The sequence below is a fragment of the Exiguobacterium sp. ERU653 genome, assembly GCF_018617775.1.
Classification (GTDB): domain Bacteria; phylum Bacillota; class Bacilli; order Exiguobacteriales; family Exiguobacteriaceae; genus Exiguobacterium; species Exiguobacterium marinum.
The window spans coordinates 844,682-863,943 of the sequence record NZ_JACSKV010000001.1; the positions used below are offsets into that span (position 1 = coordinate 844,682).

The 19,262-nt window shown below is 45.7% G+C and carries 18 protein-coding genes and 1 pseudogene; 9 read left to right on the forward strand and 10 right to left on the reverse strand.

All coding sequences use genetic code 11. The features are described 5' to 3' along the window. Positions 1 to 9: 9 nt before the first annotated feature. Positions 10 to 1,224, forward strand: coding sequence for an argininosuccinate synthase (locus KNO95_RS04375; RefSeq protein ID WP_214702841.1), 1,215 nt, complete (start codon positions 10 to 12; stop codon positions 1,222 to 1,224). Then, positions 1,217 to 2,605 carry an argininosuccinate lyase gene (argH, locus tag KNO95_RS04380; protein WP_214701951.1) on the forward strand — a complete coding sequence of 463 codons (1,389 nt, stop codon included), beginning with the start codon at positions 1,217 to 1,219 and terminating at the stop codon, positions 2,603 to 2,605. The genes KNO95_RS04375 and argH overlap by 8 nt, the downstream gene beginning before the upstream one ends. Positions 2,606 to 2,642: 37 nt before the next feature. On the opposite strand, the gene KNO95_RS04385 is transcribed toward argH, so the two are convergent. Then, positions 2,643 to 3,239, reverse strand: coding sequence for a TetR/AcrR family transcriptional regulator (locus KNO95_RS04385; RefSeq protein ID WP_026825883.1), 597 nt, complete (start codon positions 3,237 to 3,239; stop codon positions 2,643 to 2,645). Positions 3,240 to 3,403: 164 nt separating this feature from the next. Between KNO95_RS04385 and KNO95_RS04390 the strand changes: the two genes are divergently transcribed. The 4 genes from KNO95_RS04390 to KNO95_RS04405 all read left to right on the forward strand — a co-directional run bounded on the left by KNO95_RS04390 (position 3,404) and on the right by KNO95_RS04405 (position 6,161). Further along, positions 3,404 to 4,222 (forward strand): hypothetical protein, encoded by an 819-nt coding sequence (locus KNO95_RS04390; RefSeq protein WP_026825882.1) that lies wholly within the window; start codon positions 3,404 to 3,406, stop codon positions 4,220 to 4,222. Positions 4,223 to 4,298: 76 nt separating this feature from the next. Continuing rightward, complete coding sequence (locus tag KNO95_RS04395; protein ID WP_026825881.1) at positions 4,299 to 5,237, forward strand: DUF5692 family protein; 939 nt, start codon at positions 4,299 to 4,301, stop codon at positions 5,235 to 5,237. A gap of 132 nt (positions 5,238 to 5,369) precedes the next feature. Next, entirely contained in the window at positions 5,370 to 5,900 is a 531-nt protein-coding gene (locus tag KNO95_RS04400) for a biotin transporter BioY (protein WP_026825880.1), read from the forward strand. 63 nt (positions 5,901 to 5,963) lie between these two features. Beyond that, entirely contained in the window at positions 5,964 to 6,161 is a 198-nt protein-coding gene (locus KNO95_RS04405; RefSeq protein WP_026825879.1) for a hypothetical protein, read from the forward strand. A gap of 412 nt (positions 6,162 to 6,573) precedes the next feature. On the opposite strand, the gene KNO95_RS04410 is transcribed toward KNO95_RS04405, so the two are convergent. The 5 genes from KNO95_RS04410 to KNO95_RS04430 all read right to left on the reverse strand — a co-directional run bounded on the left by KNO95_RS04410 (position 6,574) and on the right by KNO95_RS04430 (position 13,308). Next, positions 6,574 to 7,422, reverse strand: a complete 849-nt coding sequence (locus KNO95_RS04410) for a sulfite exporter TauE/SafE family protein (RefSeq protein WP_026825878.1) — start codon at positions 7,420 to 7,422, stop codon at positions 6,574 to 6,576. A 69-nt stretch (positions 7,423 to 7,491) separates the two neighbouring features. Continuing rightward, entirely contained in the window at positions 7,492 to 8,379 is an 888-nt protein-coding gene (locus tag KNO95_RS04415) for an alpha/beta hydrolase (RefSeq protein WP_214698797.1), read from the reverse strand. 29 nt (positions 8,380 to 8,408) lie between these two features. Beyond that, positions 8,409 to 9,182 carry an AAC(3) family N-acetyltransferase gene (locus KNO95_RS04420; protein ID WP_214702834.1) on the reverse strand — a complete coding sequence of 258 codons (774 nt, stop codon included), beginning with the start codon at positions 9,180 to 9,182 and terminating at the stop codon, positions 8,409 to 8,411. A 14-nt stretch (positions 9,183 to 9,196) separates the two neighbouring features. After that, a complete protein-coding gene (locus KNO95_RS04425) occupies positions 9,197 to 12,205 on the reverse strand; it encodes an AAA family ATPase (protein ID WP_214701948.1) in 3,009 nt (1,002 codons plus the stop codon). Then, positions 12,202 to 13,308, reverse strand: coding sequence for an exonuclease SbcCD subunit D (locus tag KNO95_RS04430; protein ID WP_214878377.1), 1,107 nt, complete (start codon positions 13,306 to 13,308; stop codon positions 12,202 to 12,204). Before KNO95_RS04430 ends, KNO95_RS04425 begins: the two co-directional genes overlap by 4 nt. Positions 13,309 to 13,417: 109 nt before the next feature. Here KNO95_RS04430 and KNO95_RS04435 point away from each other — a divergent pair, with 109 nt between their 5' ends. From KNO95_RS04435 to KNO95_RS04445, 3 genes and pseudogenes are all read left to right on the forward strand, one after another. Beyond that, on the forward strand, positions 13,418 to 15,148 hold the full coding sequence (locus KNO95_RS04435) for an ABC transporter ATP-binding protein (protein ID WP_026825874.1): 1,731 nt from the start codon (positions 13,418 to 13,420) through the stop codon (positions 15,146 to 15,148). Continuing rightward, positions 15,145 to 16,017 carry an NAD(P)-dependent oxidoreductase gene (locus KNO95_RS04440; RefSeq protein WP_214701945.1) on the forward strand — a complete coding sequence of 291 codons (873 nt, stop codon included), beginning with the start codon at positions 15,145 to 15,147 and terminating at the stop codon, positions 16,015 to 16,017. Before KNO95_RS04435 ends, KNO95_RS04440 begins: the two co-directional genes overlap by 4 nt. Positions 16,018 to 16,062: 45 nt before the next feature. Next, positions 16,063 to 16,239, forward strand: a pseudogene (locus tag KNO95_RS04445) (DUF2188 domain-containing protein); the annotation flags it as partial. A gap of 70 nt (positions 16,240 to 16,309) precedes the next feature. On the opposite strand, the gene KNO95_RS04450 reads toward KNO95_RS04445, so the two are convergent. The 4 genes from KNO95_RS04450 to plsY all read right to left on the reverse strand — a co-directional run bounded on the left by KNO95_RS04450 (position 16,310) and on the right by plsY (position 19,248). Further along, a complete protein-coding gene (locus KNO95_RS04450) occupies positions 16,310 to 16,954 on the reverse strand; it encodes a DUF975 family protein (RefSeq protein ID WP_214701944.1) in 645 nt (214 codons plus the stop codon). A 73-nt stretch (positions 16,955 to 17,027) separates the two neighbouring features. Then, positions 17,028 to 17,681 (reverse strand): copper homeostasis protein CutC, encoded by a 654-nt coding sequence (locus tag KNO95_RS04455; RefSeq protein WP_214878379.1) that lies wholly within the window; start codon positions 17,679 to 17,681, stop codon positions 17,028 to 17,030. A gap of 13 nt (positions 17,682 to 17,694) precedes the next feature. Continuing rightward, a complete protein-coding gene (locus KNO95_RS04460; RefSeq protein ID WP_214698809.1) occupies positions 17,695 to 18,465 on the reverse strand; it encodes a DeoR/GlpR family DNA-binding transcription regulator in 771 nt (256 codons plus the stop codon). A 174-nt stretch (positions 18,466 to 18,639) separates the two neighbouring features. Continuing rightward, on the reverse strand, positions 18,640 to 19,248 hold the full coding sequence (plsY, locus tag KNO95_RS04465; protein ID WP_214699930.1) for a glycerol-3-phosphate 1-O-acyltransferase PlsY: 609 nt from the start codon (positions 19,246 to 19,248) through the stop codon (positions 18,640 to 18,642). Between the last annotated feature and the right edge of the window lie 14 nt (positions 19,249 to 19,262).

Genomic DNA, 19,262 nt, shown 5'->3' on the forward strand with positions numbered 1-19,262 from the left:
GGTGTTCACATTTTGAAACAGAAACTCGTATTGGCTTATTCAGGTGGACTTGATACATCGGTTGCAATTAAATGGTTGGATGAACAAGGGTATGATGTCATTGCGGTATGTTTAAACGTTGGGGAAGGAAAAGATTTAGAAAAGATTCAGCAGAAAGCAATGAAAGTTGGAGCGAAAAAATCCATCGTCATTGATGCGGTCGATGAATTCGTCAACGAGTTCGCTCGTTATTCGATGCAGGCCCATACATTATATGAAGGCGTATATCCACTCGTTTCGGCACTATCTCGTCCTCTCATCTCGAAGAAATTGGTCGAGGTCGCACAAGCAGAAGGAGCCGTCGCTGTGGCTCATGGATGTACAGGGAAAGGAAATGACCAAGTGCGTTTCGAAGTGTCCATTCACGCACTCGACCCTTCACTGGAAATCGTCGCACCCGTTCGTGAATGGAAGTGGTCACGTGAGGAAGAAATTGCGTACGCGGCTCAACATCATATCCCTATTCCAATCGTTCAAGAAGAGCCTTTCTCGATCGATCAGAACATCTGGGGACGCGCCATCGAATGCGGCATTTTAGAAGATCCTTGGGCGGCACCACCTGAGAGCGCTTATGAGTTAACTGCAGCAATCGAGGATACACCACACGAACCGACTTTCCTTGAAATTGAATTCAAGAACGGGGTGCCGGTCGCCATTGATGGGAAGAGCCAACCGTTCACTGATATCTTGAAAGAGCTCAATATCGTCGCTGGTGCGCATGGCGTCGGTAAGATTGACCACATCGAGAACCGTGTCGTCGGTATCAAATCACGTGAGGTGTATGAGGCACCTGGTGCCATGACATTGATTACGGCCCATAAAGCTCTTGAAGCCTTGACACTCGTGCGTGAAGTCGCGCACTTTAAGCCGATTGTCGAGCAAAAGTTAACGGAGACGATCTACAACGGACTTTGGTATTCTCCGCTCACGAAGGCACTCCTTGCCTTTATCGATGAGACACAGGCAACCGTCACAGGCACGGTTCGGATGAAGCTGTTTAAAGGGCACGCCATCGTCGACGGCCGCAAGTCCCCAATCTCACTCTACGATGAGGAACTTGCGACATATACATCGGCGGACACGTTCGATCAGCAAGCATCTGTCGGATTCATCAAGTTATGGGGTTTGCCAACAAAAGTTCAATCAGAGGTGTTGATGGAAAAAGGAGCGTTCGTCAATGAGTAAACTATGGGGAGGCCGTTTCGAGAAAACGGCGAGTGATTGGGTCGATGCGTTCGGTGCATCGATTGAATTTGACGCTCAACTCGTCCTTGAAGATTTAGAAGGTAGCATGGCTCACGTGACGATGCTAGGTGACCAGGGCATCCTCTTAAAAGAGGAGGTCACTCAAATCCTTGATGGATTACAACAACTTAAGCAAAAAGCACATGCAGGTGAATTAAAATTCGAAGTATATCACGAAGATATTCATATGAACTTAGAAGCTCTGCTTCATGAAGCGATCGGACCGGTTGCCGGGAAAATGCATACGGCACGTAGCCGAAACGATCAAGTCGCGACGGATATGCACCTCTATTTAAAGGGACGGGTGCATGAAGTGATTCAATTGATTGAATCCCTTCAGCAGGAACTCCATGCACACGCTTCAGACCATGTCGAGACGATCATGCCTGGCTATACGCACCTTCAGCGCGCGCAACCAATCTCACTGGCTCATCACTTGCTCGCCTATTTTTGGATGCTCGAGCGGGATAAAGAACGCTTCACCGACAGTTTGAAACGAATCGATTGGTCACCGCTTGGAGCAGGCGCGCTTGCCGGAACAACTTTCTCAATTGACCGGACCCGATCAGCTGAACTTCTCGGATTCAATCGGGTCTACCCGAACAGTCTCGATGCCGTGAGCGATCGTGACTTCATTCTCGAGTTCCTTTCAAATTCGTCGATGCTCATGATGCACCTCTCCCGATTCTGCGAGGAATTGATTCTTTGGGCGAGTGAAGAATATCGCTTCATCACGGTGTCAGACACCTTCTCTACCGGTTCAAGTATGATGCCACAAAAGAAAAATCCGGATATGGCCGAACTTGTCCGTGGAAAATCGGGTCGTGTGATTGGAAACTTGATGGGATTGTTGACGCTCATGAAAGGACTTCCACTCGCTTATAATAAAGATTTACAGGAAGATAAAGAAGGAATGTTCGATACGGTCAAGACCGTTCAAGGCTCTCTTAGTATCATGGCTGGGATGATGAATGAATTGACATTCCATTCGGACGTTATGAAACAAGCGACCGAACGTGATTTTTCTAATGCGACCGAGCTCGCCGATTATTTGACAGCAAAAGGGTTGCCGTTCCGCGAGGCGCACGAGGTGACAGGAAAACTAGTCAAGCATTGCGTGAATGAACGATTATATTTATGTGAGCTTCCGATTGAAGTGTTTCAAAGCCACTCCACTTTGATTGAAAAAGATGTGTATGTCGCCCTCACCCCTGAACAGGCCGTTAAACGTCGGAACAGTTATGGTGGCACAGGATTTGATGCCGTCCGCGAACAGTTGAAGGAAGCTTCAGAATGTATGAAAATGATGACTTCTTCCTAACAGATTTGATCCGTCACTCTATCGAGTGGCGGATCTTTTACTTTCCTTTTTCGTTCAATCGCTCAACAAATGATTCGAGACCCTCATCTAGTAAAATTTCGAACACTTCCATCATCTCATCAATCGAGTTCTCGTTGACGTCTAGTAAATATTGGAGAACTACTCCATCAATTGCGCCAATCAACCATGAACTAAAGGCCTGATTCAAACGGGTATTTTCTAACCCATACAAATGAATCAATAATTGCTCGATTTGTTTCGTCCATTCAGAGTATTTGACTTTCAATTTTGCTTGCGCATCCATATTTCCTAGTAATACGTCGTGAGCGAAATGATATTGAAGCCGATTCTCTGCATCTTTATAAAATCGATTGGCCGTGTTTTGTACAATCTCTTCCTTCACTAGTTCTTTCGAAAATGATTCGTTAGTTACTTCTTTAGCGATTTGAGAGGAAACTGACAAACTTTCATCTAAAAGATCATATAATAAATCCTCTTTATTTTTATAATGATGATAGATGGCTCCAGTCGTCATGTTCGCTTCTTCGGCAATCGCTCTAACCGTCGCCCCATTGGCACCATGTCGTATGATCACATTTTTTGCAGCAGCAAGAATTTTTGTTTTTCCATCCACTTTCAATTTATCCCCTTTCGATTCCACTTTAGAATAACATAGCCCGAACTAGGTTTCGCTTCAATATTGTGAATAAATTCACATTGACTATTGATAAATATCAGCCTATACTAAAAACATAACAAACGTTATGTTTGTTAAATTCAAATGAGAAGGTGAAATTAATGAACGTATGGCCTCATGTAATCTCAATGCCACTCTATTTAGGTCTACTGTTAGGAATCGTTGTTTTCTTTCGTAAACACTACAAATTGTCCGCCTATTTTTGGCTCGCTTCGCTGTTGACGATCCCGTTATGGATGATGGGAAATGTAGATGGATGGTTTAGATGGGCAAAAATTGTAAGCGTTATCATTCCGACGATCATCGTTGGTTTTTCTCGAATCGCAATATATGAAAATAAACAAGGTCGCATCTGGGATTTCTTGAAGCGAGATGAATTTTTATGGTTCTTTTATGGAATTCTGTTTTTGAATATTGCCGAAGCAACCATCAAGGATGCAACACTTGGAAACTATTTTAATGCCGCTTGTGGGTTTTTACTTTGTGTCACGATTCCGTTTGCTCCGACTTTTTGGAGGTTTGCAAAAGAAGGTTATGCTGATCTCGTCGCATATACGACCGGATCTTGGAATTTTATCTATACGACATGGAATGCTTGTTTTGTATATGCCGAATCACCAACTTATTTTGCAAGTTCTCTCTGTATTTTGATTGCTGCCGAACTTTATCCAGTGCTAAAAGGTAGACCAGAATTATATATCACTGCCCGAATCTATACGTTAGCAGCTCATCTGCTAATTCGAGCATGCTATGATGTCTTCCCGACTGTTATGAATTCCTCGACTTGGTTCAATCCAGAAGTATTGAGAACGTGGGGAATGATTAATTTTGTCATTATTGTTCCTTATGTATTTTGGCATATGTGGCAACTTCATAATAATAAAGCGACCTTGAGTTTTAAGAGAGTTAAAGCGAGTTAACGTTCGTATTGCGTATCAATTTTTGCCTTCAATTGCTCAATGTTGAACAATATTTTTTATAAAGGAGTCACTTATCATGGGAATACTATACGAGCAAACAGATCTTGTAGGCTGGGGAATATGGTTATTTGTTCTATTTGCGCTCATGGCTTTCAATGAATTCAGTCGGACGACAAAATGGGGTGGATTGACTCTATTTTTGATTGTTCCAGTCGTTTTAACTATATTTGTTTGGCCAACGACAGCGTCACCGGGAAATGAATATGGAACAGGTACGTGGTTCAACTGGGTGAAGACTTATTCTGCACTCGCGGGGTGCCTTGGCTTTATGCTAATTCGTTATCGCCCTACTTTATTAAACAATAAATGGATTCTTTTATTCCCTCCTGGTATATTGGCGCTAAACATATTAGAAGCATGCATTCGTGACTTTCAAGTTTATTTTTATAACGTCCCGAACGGAGCATATATTGATAACTTGTGGGTCATGTCTGGTCCGTGGAACTTAATGAACGGGGTCGCTGGACTACTAAATATCATTGCGATTTGTGGATGGGTTGGAATCAAGATTTCAAAAGACCAATCAAAAGATATGATATGGCCTGACATGATTTGGCCATGGATTATCGCCTATGATCTTTGGAACTTTGCATACGTCTACAACTGTATATCTGACCATTCATTTTATGCGGGATTTGCACTTTTACTCGCTTGTACGATTCCTTCATTTTTTATCAAAAAAGGAGCATGGTTACAGCACCGTGCACATACACTCGCTTTATGGATCATGTTTGTCATGACTGTCCCATCTTTTGTCGACCGGTTGGCACCTGTTCCATCCACTCATAATCCGAGAGCATTTTTCATCGTTAGTCTTATCTCTCTTATTTCGAATATAGCACTTGTGTCTTACCAATTTTATCGAATCCGCCAACGTAATCTTCATCCACTCAAGGATGAAATCTATGCTGATACAAAAGCATATCAGACAGTTCTAAGTCAAAATGGACTTTAACAAAAAATACACCAGAGACAAATATCTCTGGTGTATTTTTACTAATTTATTCTTGTCAAAAAAATTCTTGCTAACCTCTTCCTAAGATGTTAACTTTTATTATGTTAACGTTAACTTGAAAGGGGTTTACATATGAAGATTCAAGACATGACACAAATCGCTTTTGGAGCTGCACTCATCGCGAGTGTCGGATTTATTGAAATACCGATCGGACCGGTTCCCATCACGCTTCAAACACTTGCCATCATGACAATCGCCGGTGTGTTCGGGGCACGTAAAGGCTCACTGGCAGTGATAGTTTATCTATTACTAGGATTAATCGGACTTCCGGTACTGAGCGGTCAAGGTGGTCTCGCACCATTCGTAGGTCCGACAGTCGGTTATTTGATTGCCTTCCCTATTGCGGCTTTTCTGATTGGCTGGTTCAGCGAACGCCATCGCTCGATTCCTGGATTAATTGGTTACAACTTCTTATTCGGTTTAGGACTCGTCTATTTACTCGGCAGCATCGGTCTTGAATTCATGCTTGGCATGTCATTCATTGATGCGCTCAAAGTGAATATCCCATTTGTTTTCGGAGATTCAATCAAGGCTGTGCTCGCAGGAATTATGGCAATCAAGATTTCTGAAAATGTCCAAGTGCGACGTTCGCTCGTTTCTTAAAGGTTTGAACGTTTCGCTGGTTTCCTTATGTGGAATATTGTTTATATGGAAGGGGGTGTCCTTATGAGCGATTCGACGTTTAAAAAACGATTACAGAAAGCGACCCACTTTTATAAACGCTCTGATAAAGGACAACATCGAGGAGTCGACAAATCGTCTCATGAGAAACGTGACACAGAAGCTTTTGAGCGCAGACTCCGCGAGGCAAAAGGCAAAGTCGGTGAAATCCAAGAAAACATTGATCATATTTCTAGACGGTGAACTACTCACCACTTATGTGCTTCGTACATTGAAGGGGGAGCTTCTTGGGAAGACCGTGCTCTTACCAGCCACGGTTGTTGACCAAGCTCGCCGGGCAGTCGCTGCCCTGAAGGGGTTTCAGTTTGCCAGCCTCAATAGGTTGAGGCTGGTGGAGCCGGTATGTATAGCCTTTCGGCATGTCTGTCCCTCCTCCCTCCAGAAGATCGTGATGTGTCTTCCTCATCCGATACCCGCCGAATGGGAATAGGAATCTGACGGAATCACGAACTTTTGTTCGTTATATCCATCACAGGGAGAATAGAATTTTGGACCAGGCGATCCATCTTCCACCTACGCTCGGCTGTGCCCCGAGACGCTTAGAGGTGGGAGAACTCTCGCTAAATTCAGTTAAAATCCCGTCCGTAGACGGGGTTTATTTTTTTCGGGGTCGAATGATGAGCGTAATGATGAAGAGGAGCGCCAATGACACAAGAAGTGAGAGTGATGCGGTATTCCATCCTATCAGGTTGAGCGCCACACTGAATGCGACCGTAACATAAAATCCACCGAGCGCTTTTTTGACATGTTGTGAACTGAACCGCTGTAACTGTTTTGCTCCGAACGGTGATCCAATCATGGCACCAGCAATCAGGGCGATTCCATGCCAATAGTTCGTTTCTGCGCCAGCTACGGCGTAACTAATCACGCCGGAAATGACGATAAGAAGTGCCGCTGAAATACTCGTTCCTACCGCACGTTTCATTTCAGTATTGAGTAATTTGACTTGTAGCGGAGTCAATACGAACCCCCCGCTCACACCCATCAATGAGGAAATAAAACCGGCAAAGACGCCGATGATGCCTAGACGTGGCACGGAACCCGTACCAACACTTCCTTCCACGTGCTGTTTCGAGCGGAAGAAAGAAATCGCGAAGTACGTAAGTAACGCAATGTAAACGAGAGAAATGATCAGCGTCGCTCCGTCTACCCCTTCTAAATAAAAGACGAGTGGCGTCGCAACCCATGTACCGAGTATCCCAAATACACCAATCCATAAAGCATGAGGCACGTTCACGTTACGCAAACGAATGTGCGAGATCGTTCCTGCCGTCGTTGATCCGAGTGTCAACATGAGACTGAGGGCGATTGCCGCACTCGCCTCATACCCGAAAACGAGGAGTAGTGGTGTCAGTAAAATTCCGCCTCCGATTCCGAAGAAGCCGCTCAAGATTCCAATCAACGTCCCGAGCAAAAGAAACTGTATTAACTGCAAAAAGTCCATGTTATACCCTTCTTTCATTGGTCTCGTCTGCAATCATATCAAAAAGGGGCGTCAAATGCGCCCCTTTACTCATAATGAACGTTCTAAAAAATCGAAAATCTGTTGACGATATTCTGTTTGGAATGACCGATAAGATCCAACGTGTCCGTCGTTATCGGTCACCCAGAGCTCGACTTGCTCTTGAGCTGCAGCCAGTTCTTCACTTTCTGAGACAGGGATTGCATCGTCACCTGCGCTATGAATTAAAAGAATCGGCGCATCAATTGATTTGATGTCATGGATGGGAGAGACAATATCGGCATCGAGACCGGTAAACCAAGGTGTCACAGTCATGATGACGGGCGTGAACGGAACATTTGGTAAATCGCTCCACACGGGTAGATTCGTCTCGAGATAGTTCCTTAAATCACTAAATGGACTATCTGCGATAACCGCCGCAACTTCGACATCATCAGCTGTAGAAAGTGCTGTCGCCGCTCCCATTGAGATTCCATACAGGACAATTGGTCCCTCTGAGCGGCCTTGTGCATACTTAATAGCTGCCTGTAAATCCGATTGTTCTTTGGCACCAACCGTCACACGGTCCCCTTCAGAAATGCCCGATGCACGAAAATCGAATGTTAAGAATTGATATCCTTGTTCATGAAATTCAGGAATCAATTCTTTAAGCGGCAAATCTTCCTGTTCTCGATTCTTACCATACCCATGCGCGAAAACAATTGTCGCACGCGGCGTAGGATGTGGAATCCACCATCCATATAAATCATACTCTTCTTCCGATTGAATCGTAACATTCTCGTACTTTAACCCTAATGACTTCGGCGTGTATGTCAAAGTTTCACGCTCAGGCGAAGTCAATTGATCGCCGATGTGTGCTGAGATCCCGCCAATCACTAGTCCGGCAACGAGTAAGATGACAAGTACAGAAATACTCAATATTTTCATCCAACGACTCATCTGTTTCTTCCCCTCGATTCTGCGTTCATTTATCTCAACCAACTTCGAAGCGCGACGAGAGCATGTTGCACCGGTTCCCATGTGTTAGATGGAATCAGATAGCATGTCGCTTCGTTGATCGTAAACGTTCGAACACCTTTTTGTTTGACAATATTTTCGCCTATCGCACCAAATGGATCACTGTTTACATCGATGTGGTCAAACGTAATCCATTCACGTTCATCGCGATCAAGGACGGCGCAACCAAACGATTTTGTCGGTCCATCGATTCCGTACTCGGCATAGTGCCAAAGTGTCGTCGCATCGAGCGGTGAGCCGAGATGAAGGACACGTGCATCTCGCTCAATCATTCGTTCGATTGGAGAGCCGGGACCAAAACCGACGTCGACCGTGTGACCAGAAACGATTTCTTCTGCATCTTTTCCCCATGCGGCGACTGACCACATCGGGTGGGAGCTGCGATAAACGTCCGGGTGTGTTCGGAAGAGCTCCGGAACACGTCCCATTCCACGAGTCGCTGTCTTCCCCTTTTCATATGGTGGCATTTCGGCACGAATCGTCTGCCACCATTCAACCGGGACGGGGGGAGCTTCCCATTCAGCCGGATCTGAATTGTCTCCGGTTTGGGTCGCCATCATAATCAGTCCAGCTGGCCCTACCACTTCTTGCAACGCCTCAATCACAGTCTGGGCACCACCACATACCCACCCGAGTTTAGAAAGCGACGTGTGGACAAACAAAGCCTCTCCCGGCTTAATACCGGCTATTTTTAGACTATCTATGATACTTGATTTCGTGACCATCTGTTTCACAACTTTCACTCCACAATCAGCTGGATCGATGACCCGCTTCTAGATTTTTTCACTTCGATTCGGGCATCGACGCGATCTTTCAATTCTTGCACGTGACTGATGACCCCGACGAGGCGACCCGTCGCCTGCAGAGACATTAATAATTCAATCGCCTGGTCAAGGGATTCGGCATCAAGTGTCCCAAATCCTTCATCGATGAGCATCGTTTCGAGACTGACACCCCCACTCAAATGTTGCACTACTTCCGCAAGTCCGAGGGCGAGAGAGAGCGACGCCTTGAACCCTTCCCCTCCCGAAAGGTTTTGGACGCGTCTTGATTGACCGGTGTACGCATCAAAAACGAGTAACTCGAGTCCGGATTTGGCATTTCCTTTCGCAGTCTCTACCTTACGTTCAAGTCGGAACTGCCCGCTTGTCATTTGATCCAAGTGAATGTTTGCAGCATATAGAATCTGATCAAAGAAAGCTGTTTGTACATATGTCTCAAACGTCATTTTCTGCGGATTAATTCCTTTTCCGGTATCCGCAATTAACTTGATTGTTTCTAACTTCTTCTCTTCAAGCGCCGTATCCTCAAGAAGGGCATTCCATTCTGAAACGATTTGACGATGTCGAGACAAGGTGTCCTGAGCGGTGATCAAATGTTCCGATGCTTGCTCATACAATTCAGCGGCTTCCTTCACTTTTGTTTCGATCCACTGTAAGTCTGGCCGCTCCACACTTCCGAGTTTCTCTTCAATCATTTGTTTATAGTGTCGAAGTCGAACCCCTTCTTCCTCTTCACGTTGCAGTTCTTCACGAATTATCGTACGTTGATCGATTTGATTGGCGAGCTCTTCGTAGCGTTCACGAGTCAGATGTGTCGCATCTAATTGTTTGAACCAAAGCGCTTGTTGCACACCATACTGTTTATTCGCCTCGTTCAGTTGTTCACGCGTCACAGAAAGTCGTTCTTCCTCTTTCCACATTGCTTTTTTCCCAGTTTCGAACTCATGCTCATACGTTTCTACTTTTTTCATGAGTCCCGTTAAACGATTTTGTCGATCAATGCGTTCTGATTGTAACGCTTCAAGCGTTGTTTCTTCTGCTTGACCTAAAGCGTGAAGCTTTTGTTGGGTCATTTCAAGTTCGGAGAGGACACGTTGACGCTCCTCAAATTGATTACGCCGCTCTTGCTCAAGCTGTCTGATTTCGACTGTTAATTGACGTAACGTCCGTTCATGCTCTTGACGCATTCGTTCATCACGTTGCAACGTCTCAGCATGAACACTCCATTTCTTGACTTCTTCCGTTAACGATTTATCCAATCTTACGCCTTTAGACACTTCGTCAAATTCTCTTTGAACTGTTTCGAGTTGTTGATGGAGCGAACGATAGTCCGCTCTCGCCTCAATCAAACGTGTAGACAGTTCTTCGAGACGCGTTAAAGCTTCATTCTGCTCAGCAACGTTTACAGATGTCTCCTCGTGCTGTGGGGTTTCATGATGACGGGAACCACATACCGGGCACGGTTCTCCGTCTACGAGCGATTCGCTAAGTTGTCTTGCTAACATCAGTCGTTCCTGATGTTTATAAGTGGACACCACGTCCTGCTGGGTCGCATGCTGTCGCTGAATGTCTTTACCCGTTCGTTCACACTCGGCGAGTTGCTTCGATAACCCTTCCACCTTCGTTTCAAGTGATACCAATTGCATCAATCGGTCCACATGCCGTTCAACATCAACCGCGCGTTCGGTAGGCTCGGTCTTCAGTCCCTCAACTAATTGTTGTTCTTGCTCTTGAAGCTCTTGCAGTCGAGCTTCTTTTGAAAAGTCAGCCAAACCATGCGCCCGTTGCGCCAATCGATCTCGAAGCGTCATATGAGACGTACGTTCTTTGATTCGGGGCATCATCTCATCAATTACCCGAAGTCGCTCTTGATGGGTGATGACTTCTTGTTTGTCCGCTTCAATAGCTGATTGCTGTTCGATTAAAGTCGATTGAGTGGCTTTCAACTTTTCAAGTTTCGTCGAGGAATTTTGCTCTTCCATGGTCAGCCGGTGAACTTGCTGCTCCATTTCCAATAAACGTTCAAAGACTGGCCGAATGCTCGCTGCAGCTTCTAAGTTCTGTAGCAGTTCCCGTCGCTCGTTTCGAAGCGATTCTCCACTTAAAAAAGCTTCAAGTGCCTGCTTTGTCTGTTCTTGCTCCACGAACAGATTGATGAGTGTTTTTGCCTCTTCGAACTCGTTCCGAACTTGATTGAGCGTTTTTGCATGAATCTGTTTTGTGCTACTAGCAGCATCACATGTTTCAATCAATCTTTCTTCCCGTTCGTTTTGCCATCGCTCAATCTCATCAATCGATTTCGTCGAAACTTCTTCAATCGAATCGTCTTCGAGTTCCAATAACTTTAGTCGTGTCCGTTCGACCGACCATTCGACTTGTTTTCGGTAAACGCTATATCGCTCTGCCCATTTCTCTTGAAAGGCACGAAACGCCTCTGTTTTGAAGATCGATTGTAAAATTTGTTGCTTCTCGTTTGAGTTCGAATCAAGTAATTGTCTAAATTGATTTTGAGGAAGCAATAAGATTTGACTGAATTGTTCATACGATAGTTGTAAAATCGATTCGATTTGTTCTTGAACTTCATTTACTTTTGTCGCCAACGGTTTCCATCCATTTTCCCACTCGTACAGCACCGCTTCATGTGGGATTGGTGTCTTGTTTTTCGGATGGGGTTGCTGAGGTTGTCGTACGATTCGATAGCGGTCACCACGAATCGTGAATGAAAAGTCCACCTCTGTCCTCATTTCAGGTTGTGCATATTGGCTTCTAAAGTCACTCGCGTTTCGAAGTGCTCCGCTCGCCCGACCATAGAGCGCAAATGTCATCGCATCAAAAATTGTTGTCTTCCCAGCACCCGTCCGACCGCTCACTACAAACATCGAGCGACCAACTAACTGTGTAAAGTCAATTTCTTCGCGTTCCGCATACGGACCGAATGCTTGAATCTTCAACTCAACCGGTCTCATGTGACATCACCTTCTTCAATCATTTGTTTCACGGCATCGGAAGCACCCTGGTCATGTACAGCTTCAAAGAACTGCAAATAGACTTCTTCAACCGATTGCCGTTCAAGTGCTTCTCGTTTAAACGTGGACGTCTGTTCCTGACGTCGTAACAGCTCCAATTCGAGATGTAAAATATTTGGATATACAGTGCGCAGTTTTGCCATTGGGTCAAATAGCGCTTTATCGTCAGTTAAAACAATTTTAAGGTAGTCATCCGTTTGTTGCTTTTGATAAAAAGATGGCGAAAGGAGTTCATTCAGTGTTCCAGTGAGTTGTCGCATATCTCGCTCTGGTGTCAACGTCCGGCGTCGCCGCTTCCATTGCCCGTCCCATTCCAAGACATCGACTGATTTTTCATGGTTGACCTCAGAGAATGAATATTTCATTAAGGAACCACTGTAAGCGATTCCTTCCGCCTGAATCGCATCACGATTATGTAGATGACCTAGAGCTGTATATGAAAAAGGTTCATACAAGCTTTTCGCGACTTGACCGGCGGTACCGACCGATAATTGTCGTTCCGAATCCGTCTCAAGTCCACCTGCCACAAAGCTGTGCCCGACCGACACCGCCCTTTTGTCGATTACTCCGTACGCTTCAATGACTGCCTGTAATGCGTCATGATGCGTACGAATCGTATCGATGCCAAGAATGTGACGCACTCGAGCCGGTTCGAGGAACGGGATTGGATAAAACGGAACCCCGGCGACTTCAAGAGGACCTTCATCTGGATTTAGTTTACCGACGATATGAAGTCCCACCTGTCTCAACAGCTTAGAACTATACTCAAGACGTTCTGCCGAATCGTGGTTTCCCGCGATAGCGACAACCGGAATTTCCCGCTTCAATACGAGCTCCCGCCACATTTCATCAAGTAGATCGACAGCTTCGACCGGTGGGACGGCACGGTCATATAAATCACCTGCGATGATGATTGCATTTGGTTGTTCCTCGTCAACGATGTTCAAAAACGAATGGAATAATATATTCCGTTGATCTTGTGTCATATGACGGCCGTGGACAATCTTTCCTAGATGCCAATCGGCCGTGTGAATCCATTTCATCACCTATCACCTCTTCTTCTTATTCTAGCATGACTCAATCGTTCGATTCGACGTCTTGACACCCGTTTTTGAAACAGCGAAAGTAAGAGGAGAGGAGGATGTTCCAAAAATGAAATCATCTACATGGCAAACTTTTTTTCAACTCTTTAAAATTGCGAATCCTCCGAAAGGATTGTTTGTCGGCGCCATTCTTATTTCGCTCCTTCAAGCAGCTGCATCACTGGCCATTCCGCTTATTCTGCAACGTGTGGTCGACCGTTGGAGTAGCGACCTGTTGACGCCCGAGTGGATTGCGTACTTCATCATCGCTTTTCTCATTCAAGTCATCACGAGCGCTGTTTCGATTTACTGGCTACATATTGTCGGTCAACGTGTTGTCGCCAATTTGCGGACGACATTGTGGACCCATCTTGTTAAATTGCCCGTTCCTTTCTACGATGGAATCAAGTCTGGTGAACTCGTTTCCCGATTAAACAATGATACGACAACGCTTCAGCAGCTATTATCCGAGCAAAGCGTGCGCCTATTGACCTCTCTCGTCTCGGTCGTCGGTGCTGTCGCCATACTGTTCACACTTGATTGGCAAATGACACTCGTCATCTTGTTCTCAGTGCCAACTACACTAATCATCGTCATTCCGCTCGGTCGTAAACTTCGAATCATTGCGAAAGAGACACAACAAGAACTTGGAAATCTTTCCGGATTCTTTGCCGAATTGCTCGGTGAAATCCGACTCGTGAAATCACAGGCAACGGAACAGACGGAAGTGCAAACTGGTAGAGCCAAAATCGAGACACTGTTCGACTATGGAGTAAAGGAAGGGCGCATTCAAGCGATTCTTATCCCGCTCCTTAATGTCACATTGACCGGAATGTTGATTACCATTCTTGGTTTCGGCGCTTATCGTGTATCGACCGGAGCATTATCGACAGGCGAACTGCTCGCGTTTATGTTGTACTTGTTCCAAATCATCACGCCACTTATCACAATGAGTGAATTTCTGACGAGACTCCAAAAGGCGCGTGGTGCTACTGAACGAATCGCTGAATTGCTTGATGTCAGTCCTGAACCGTATAGCGCGCGTGAAGAACTGATCGAGCAAGCCGAACTTTCATTTGAAAATGTAGCATTCCACTATGGTACGGAACCGGTGATTCAAGGATTGACCCTTCACGTTTCGCCTGGAGCGACGACCGCCATCGTGGGACGCAGCGGTGCCGGAAAAACGACTCTCTTTTCCCTCGTTGAACAATTCTATTTACCTACAGGAGGTACGATACGATATGGAAAACGCGAGATTCAGTCATACGGACGTGATATGTGGCGTCAAATCATTGGTTATGTCGCACAAGACTCTCCTGTCCTTTCCGGTTCCGTAAGAACAAACATTATTTATGGACTTAAACAGGATGTAAGCGATGAAGAAATCAGAGAGGCGTGCGAGATGGCGAATGCGTGGTCATTTATTGAGGCGATGCCTAAACAGCTCGATACAGAAATTGGAGAGCGAGGTATTCGATTGTCTGGTGGGCAACGACAACGTCTCGCGATTGCGCGGGCGTTGTTACGTAATCCGCAAATTCTATTGCTCGATGAAGCAACATCAAGTCTTGATTCAGAATCTGAGCGTGTCGTTCAAGAAGCCCTCGACCGTCTCATGGTCGGACGAACTACACTTGTAATTGCCCATCGTCTATCAACAGTCAGACACGCTGACCAAATCGTCGTCTTAGAAGACGGTCGTATTAGCGGAATCGGGCAACATGAACAACTCTTAAATGAGAACGAACTTTATAAGCGACTCGTTTCACAACAATTACTAGGGGGACAATCAACGTGAAGACAATTGGTTTTATCGGACTAGGGGTCATGGGACAATCGATGGTACGAAATTTGATGAAACATGGATTTGACGTGCAGGCCTTTACACGTACGAAAGAAAGAGCGGTAGATCTCCTCGACGAGGGTGTGACATGGTGCGAATCGATACAAGACGTCTGCGAAGGCGCCGATGCCGTCATCACAATCGTCGGTTATCCGTCAGATGTCGAGTCCATCTATTTTGGAGATGGGAATATTCTCGACTCAGCCGAACCGGGTACAATATTGATTGACATGACAACTTCGTCGCCAAAGCTCGCTGAACGAATCGCAGAAACTGCCATCGACCGGGGTCTTCTCCCTCTCGATGCGCCGGTCACAGGCGGGGACGTCGGGGCCAAAAATGGAACACTTTCCATTCTAGTCGGCGGTGGTGAGTTTGCCTTCAACAAAGCAAAGCCATTATTTGAAGCGATGGGGCAAGCAATCGAACGGATGGGATATGCCGGAAGCGGTCAATACGCTAAACTCGCCAACCAAATTGCCATCGCTGGAATCATGATGGGGAACGCAGAAATGCTGGCGTTCAGTAAGCAGGCAGGTCTTGACCCAGAAGCACTCATCCGTACGATCCGTGGAGGAGCAGCCGGAAGCTGGACGCTCGAGAATCTTGTTCCCCGCATGATTGTTGAAGATTACGCTCCTGGTTTCTTTATTAAACACTTTATCAAAGATATGACCCTCGCCATCGAGAGTGCAAATGATCTTCACTTGAAATTGCCGGGACTCGAGCTTGCCCACCGACTCTATAATATCCTCGAGGAGAATGGTTACGGAGAGAACGGTACCCAAGCGCTCATCGATTACTACATCCATCAAGAAGTTTGAAACCAAGCATTTGTGGAATTAGTAGGAGTGAAGGAGGCGATTTTCGTGCCATGGAACATGAAAGATTATCCAGAATCACTGAAAAACTTCGACCCACTCGTAAAAAAGAAAGCCATTGATATCGCGAATGCATTGCTCGCGCAAGGCTATTCCGAAACTAAAGCAATACCAATTGCCACTGAACAAGCGAAGAAGTGGCATGCGGATGCTTCGGAAGAGGAAAAACATGATTTTGAAGATGCCCCCAATCCTAAAAAGACAGATCAGCATTGAACGTAAACAACCGGTCGGATTACCCGACCGGTTGTTTTGCTTGATAGGATGCTTTCATCTCTAAATAAAGGCCAGAAATAGCCGTCTGTAGATACGGAGTGACGAAGATATATGCTAGTCCTCCTGTGAGAAGAACGAGCGCATACCACCCGATGAAGCTTGCGAACAACTTCAGCATCGTCCGTTTATGTCCTTTCATGATCTGACGACTCTTTCGCATCGCCTGAAATGCAGATAGCTTCGGTTCGTCCCGTAGGATGAATGGGACGATACGATACGTCAAATAAAACCAGACTCCCGGCACGATGAGGAACAACATCAGCACATTGAGTCCCAGATAGAATACGGCATAGTACGACACGGCTCGCCCGTACTCTTTGACCGAACCGAACGATTCAATCAATAGACCAAAACTTGGCTTTTCATCTTTGGCTACCTGAAGAAAGACCCAGTTCTTTCCGAGCTCTATCGGCGCAAGCAAGACCGTCGCCCCGTACAGGAGTGCAACCGAGCTCATGAGGACTTCGGGATTGTTCGTCGAGAGGTCGAGACGTGTCGTAATCATCGCCTGAATGACCATGACGGTCAACACAACGAGTAAAGACACACCCCATTTCCCAGAGAGCATTCGAAGAGCGTATTGTTTGTAAACAGAAGATTGCATGACTTCACCTACACTTATCATTTTCTTTCATTATAGCAAAAAAACAGTCTTTCGACTGTTTTCTGCCATCGTGTTACCCTCGTAGTTGTTTGAATTTCGATTCATCGAACTGTCCATCTGTTCGCACGCCGTTCCCGATATGTACCATATCTACAACGAGTCGTTCTTTTAGAGAAGGCATTGTCTTCAACGTAATGCCGGAACCAGGCAATATCGTCATTCCTGCCTGTTCTTTAAGCCGATTCAACACTTCAATTCCTTCAATCGCAGTATTTGCACCACCGGATGTCAACAAAATGTCCACTTCAGGATATTCATTCAGTACCTCGATTGATTCAAACACATCTCGAGATGCATCGAAAGCACGATGGAAGGTGAGCGTCATCTCCCCTTTATGTTTGATAACCTCACCTAAGATTCGCTCATCAATCTCTCCGTCCTTTGTCAATGCACCGAACACAATCCCATCCACTCCGAGTTCGCGGCATAGACCGATATCTGCAAGCATCGTTTCAACATCGTCTTCGTTATAATGAAACGAACGTGTATGAGGTCGAATCATGACATGTACGGGAATCGATACGTGTTCGACAACATTTCGAATCGTTCCAAAGCTAGGGGTGATCCCCCCATTTCCCATATCAGCAATGAGTTCGAGTCGGTCTGCCCCAAGATGCTCTGCCTGAATGGCTTCTGATAGTGTCGTGACAATCACTTCTATTTTCATGTAATCTCTCCTTTTAAGGCGCGAACTTCCAGTCCACACCATGTTCGGCTAAGACGCCTTTAAATTCTTGTGGCTCCGGAAAATCAGAGATGATGGCCGTCACCTTTGAAAAATCACAAACCCGATACCGTTTTTGTTGGTTTAATTGAGTATGATCTGTCAATAAGTACGTCTCGCGACTCTGAGACATCACTGCTTGGGTGATACTAGTGAGTCCGAAGGCATCACAAGTCAAACCGAGCGATGCATCAACCCCTTCGACAGACATAACCGCAAGGTCAAACATATACGTTTGGAGTTGTGCGAGAACTTGTTCACCGGTCGTCACGAGATGTTTCGGGTCGATTGTACCACCTAATAACTGAATCTCGCCACCGAGCACACCTTTTGCTCGCTGTTCAAATAGCGCTTTCGCCACCGTCAAAGATGGGGTAACGACTGTCACATTGCGTCCACGCAACCGGGATGCCACTTGTTCGGCCGCGACTCCGTGCCCGATATATAATAATGTATCATCTGGAATTAACTGAAATGCTGTATAGGCGATGCGGCGAATTCCATCCATGTTTGCAATGACAATGGGCTGAAAGGACATACTTTGATGAAGGACCGCGCCCCCATATACGCGTTTAATCCGATGCTCTTTCTCTAGCTCTTCTAAATAACGTCGAATCGATTCCCCAGAAACGTTCAAACGTTCAATCAACTCACTCGTTTTCACTTTGCCTTCCCGTTCAACCCATTCGACAATTTTTTGTTTACGCTCTTCACCGATTAAAGACACATCCCTGCCTCCTCCACTAAAATCATTCCTTTTCTAGTGTAACGAACGGATGTAAATTTAACGTAAAGTGAAAGTAAAGAACGAGCAAATCCAACATGATTTTGTTTCTTTTTTATGTAAATCAACAACAATACACAATAAAAGGCACGTCCTCAATAGACGCGCCTGTATGAATCAAGACTTAGGCTTTTTTTGAAAGAGTGGAACTTTCGGTTCTTTCCCCGCTCGTATACGTTGCCAATTGGTACGATGTTTGATGATGATAAATAATGCCAGTGGCACGATAACGATTAACGGTAACCAATCTTTCGTCAATAAGCTATACGTCGTTGCCGTCACGAGTCCGACCGCCGCCGCAGCCATGGAAGAGAGGGACACCATTCGAGAGATGAGAAGTGTCACAATAAACGTACCGACAACGACAAAGAAGAACCACGGGAATGCCGCTAGGAGAACTCCACCACTCGTTGCGACTGATTTACCACCTTTGAATTTCGCAAAAATCGGATAAGAGTGCCCAATGACCGCAGGAATCCCCGCTAGGAGCAAACTCATCTCACTACCAAATAAAAGTGGTAACAGCGCCGCTGCGAACCCTTTCCCCATGTCTCCGAGCAAAACAAGGATACCGGCTTTCTTTCCAAGGACTCGAAACGTATTTGTCGTCCCTAAGTTGCCACTTCCGTGTTCACGTACATCTACTCGGTAGCCAATCTTGCCGATGATGAGTGCGAACGGGATCGCCCCGAGTAAATAGCTTAAAAGTATAATCATGATTTCTATCATATATGGCATCG

What these genes read in the sequence shown, in the direction of transcription:
- KNO95_RS04415 (WP_214698797.1), bottom strand. Translation starts at nt 8,379, where the DNA reads ATGAGTCGTTGGATGAAAATATTGAGTATTTCTGTACTTGTCATCTTA.
- KNO95_RS04420 (WP_214702834.1), bottom strand. Translation starts at nt 9,182, where the DNA reads ATGGTCACGAAATCAAGTATCATAGATAGTCTAAAAATAGCCGGTATT.
- KNO95_RS04455 (WP_214878379.1), bottom strand. Translation starts at nt 17,681, where the DNA reads ATGAAAATAGAAGTGATTGTCACGACACTATCAGAAGCCATTCAGGCA.
- KNO95_RS04405 (WP_026825879.1), top strand. Translation starts at nt 5,964, where the DNA reads ATGAGCGATTCGACGTTTAAAAAACGATTACAGAAAGCGACCCACTTT.
- KNO95_RS04450 (WP_214701944.1), bottom strand. Translation starts at nt 16,954, where the DNA reads ATGCAATCTTCTGTTTACAAACAATACGCTCTTCGAATGCTCTCTGGG.
- argH (WP_214701951.1), top strand. Translation starts at nt 1,217, where the DNA reads ATGAGTAAACTATGGGGAGGCCGTTTCGAGAAAACGGCGAGTGATTGG.
- KNO95_RS04400 (WP_026825880.1), top strand. Translation starts at nt 5,370, where the DNA reads ATGAAGATTCAAGACATGACACAAATCGCTTTTGGAGCTGCACTCATC.
- KNO95_RS04425 (WP_214701948.1), bottom strand. Translation starts at nt 12,205, where the DNA reads ATGAGACCGGTTGAGTTGAAGATTCAAGCATTCGGTCCGTATGCGGAA.
- KNO95_RS04410 (WP_026825878.1), bottom strand. Translation starts at nt 7,422, where the DNA reads ATGGACTTTTTGCAGTTAATACAGTTTCTTTTGCTCGGGACGTTGATT.
- KNO95_RS04395 (WP_026825881.1), top strand. Translation starts at nt 4,299, where the DNA reads ATGGGAATACTATACGAGCAAACAGATCTTGTAGGCTGGGGAATATGG.
- KNO95_RS04435 (WP_026825874.1), top strand. Translation starts at nt 13,418, where the DNA reads ATGAAATCATCTACATGGCAAACTTTTTTTCAACTCTTTAAAATTGCG.
- KNO95_RS04430 (WP_214878377.1), bottom strand. Translation starts at nt 13,308, where the DNA reads ATGAAATGGATTCACACGGCCGATTGGCATCTAGGAAAGATTGTCCAC.
- KNO95_RS04390 (WP_026825882.1), top strand. Translation starts at nt 3,404, where the DNA reads ATGAACGTATGGCCTCATGTAATCTCAATGCCACTCTATTTAGGTCTA.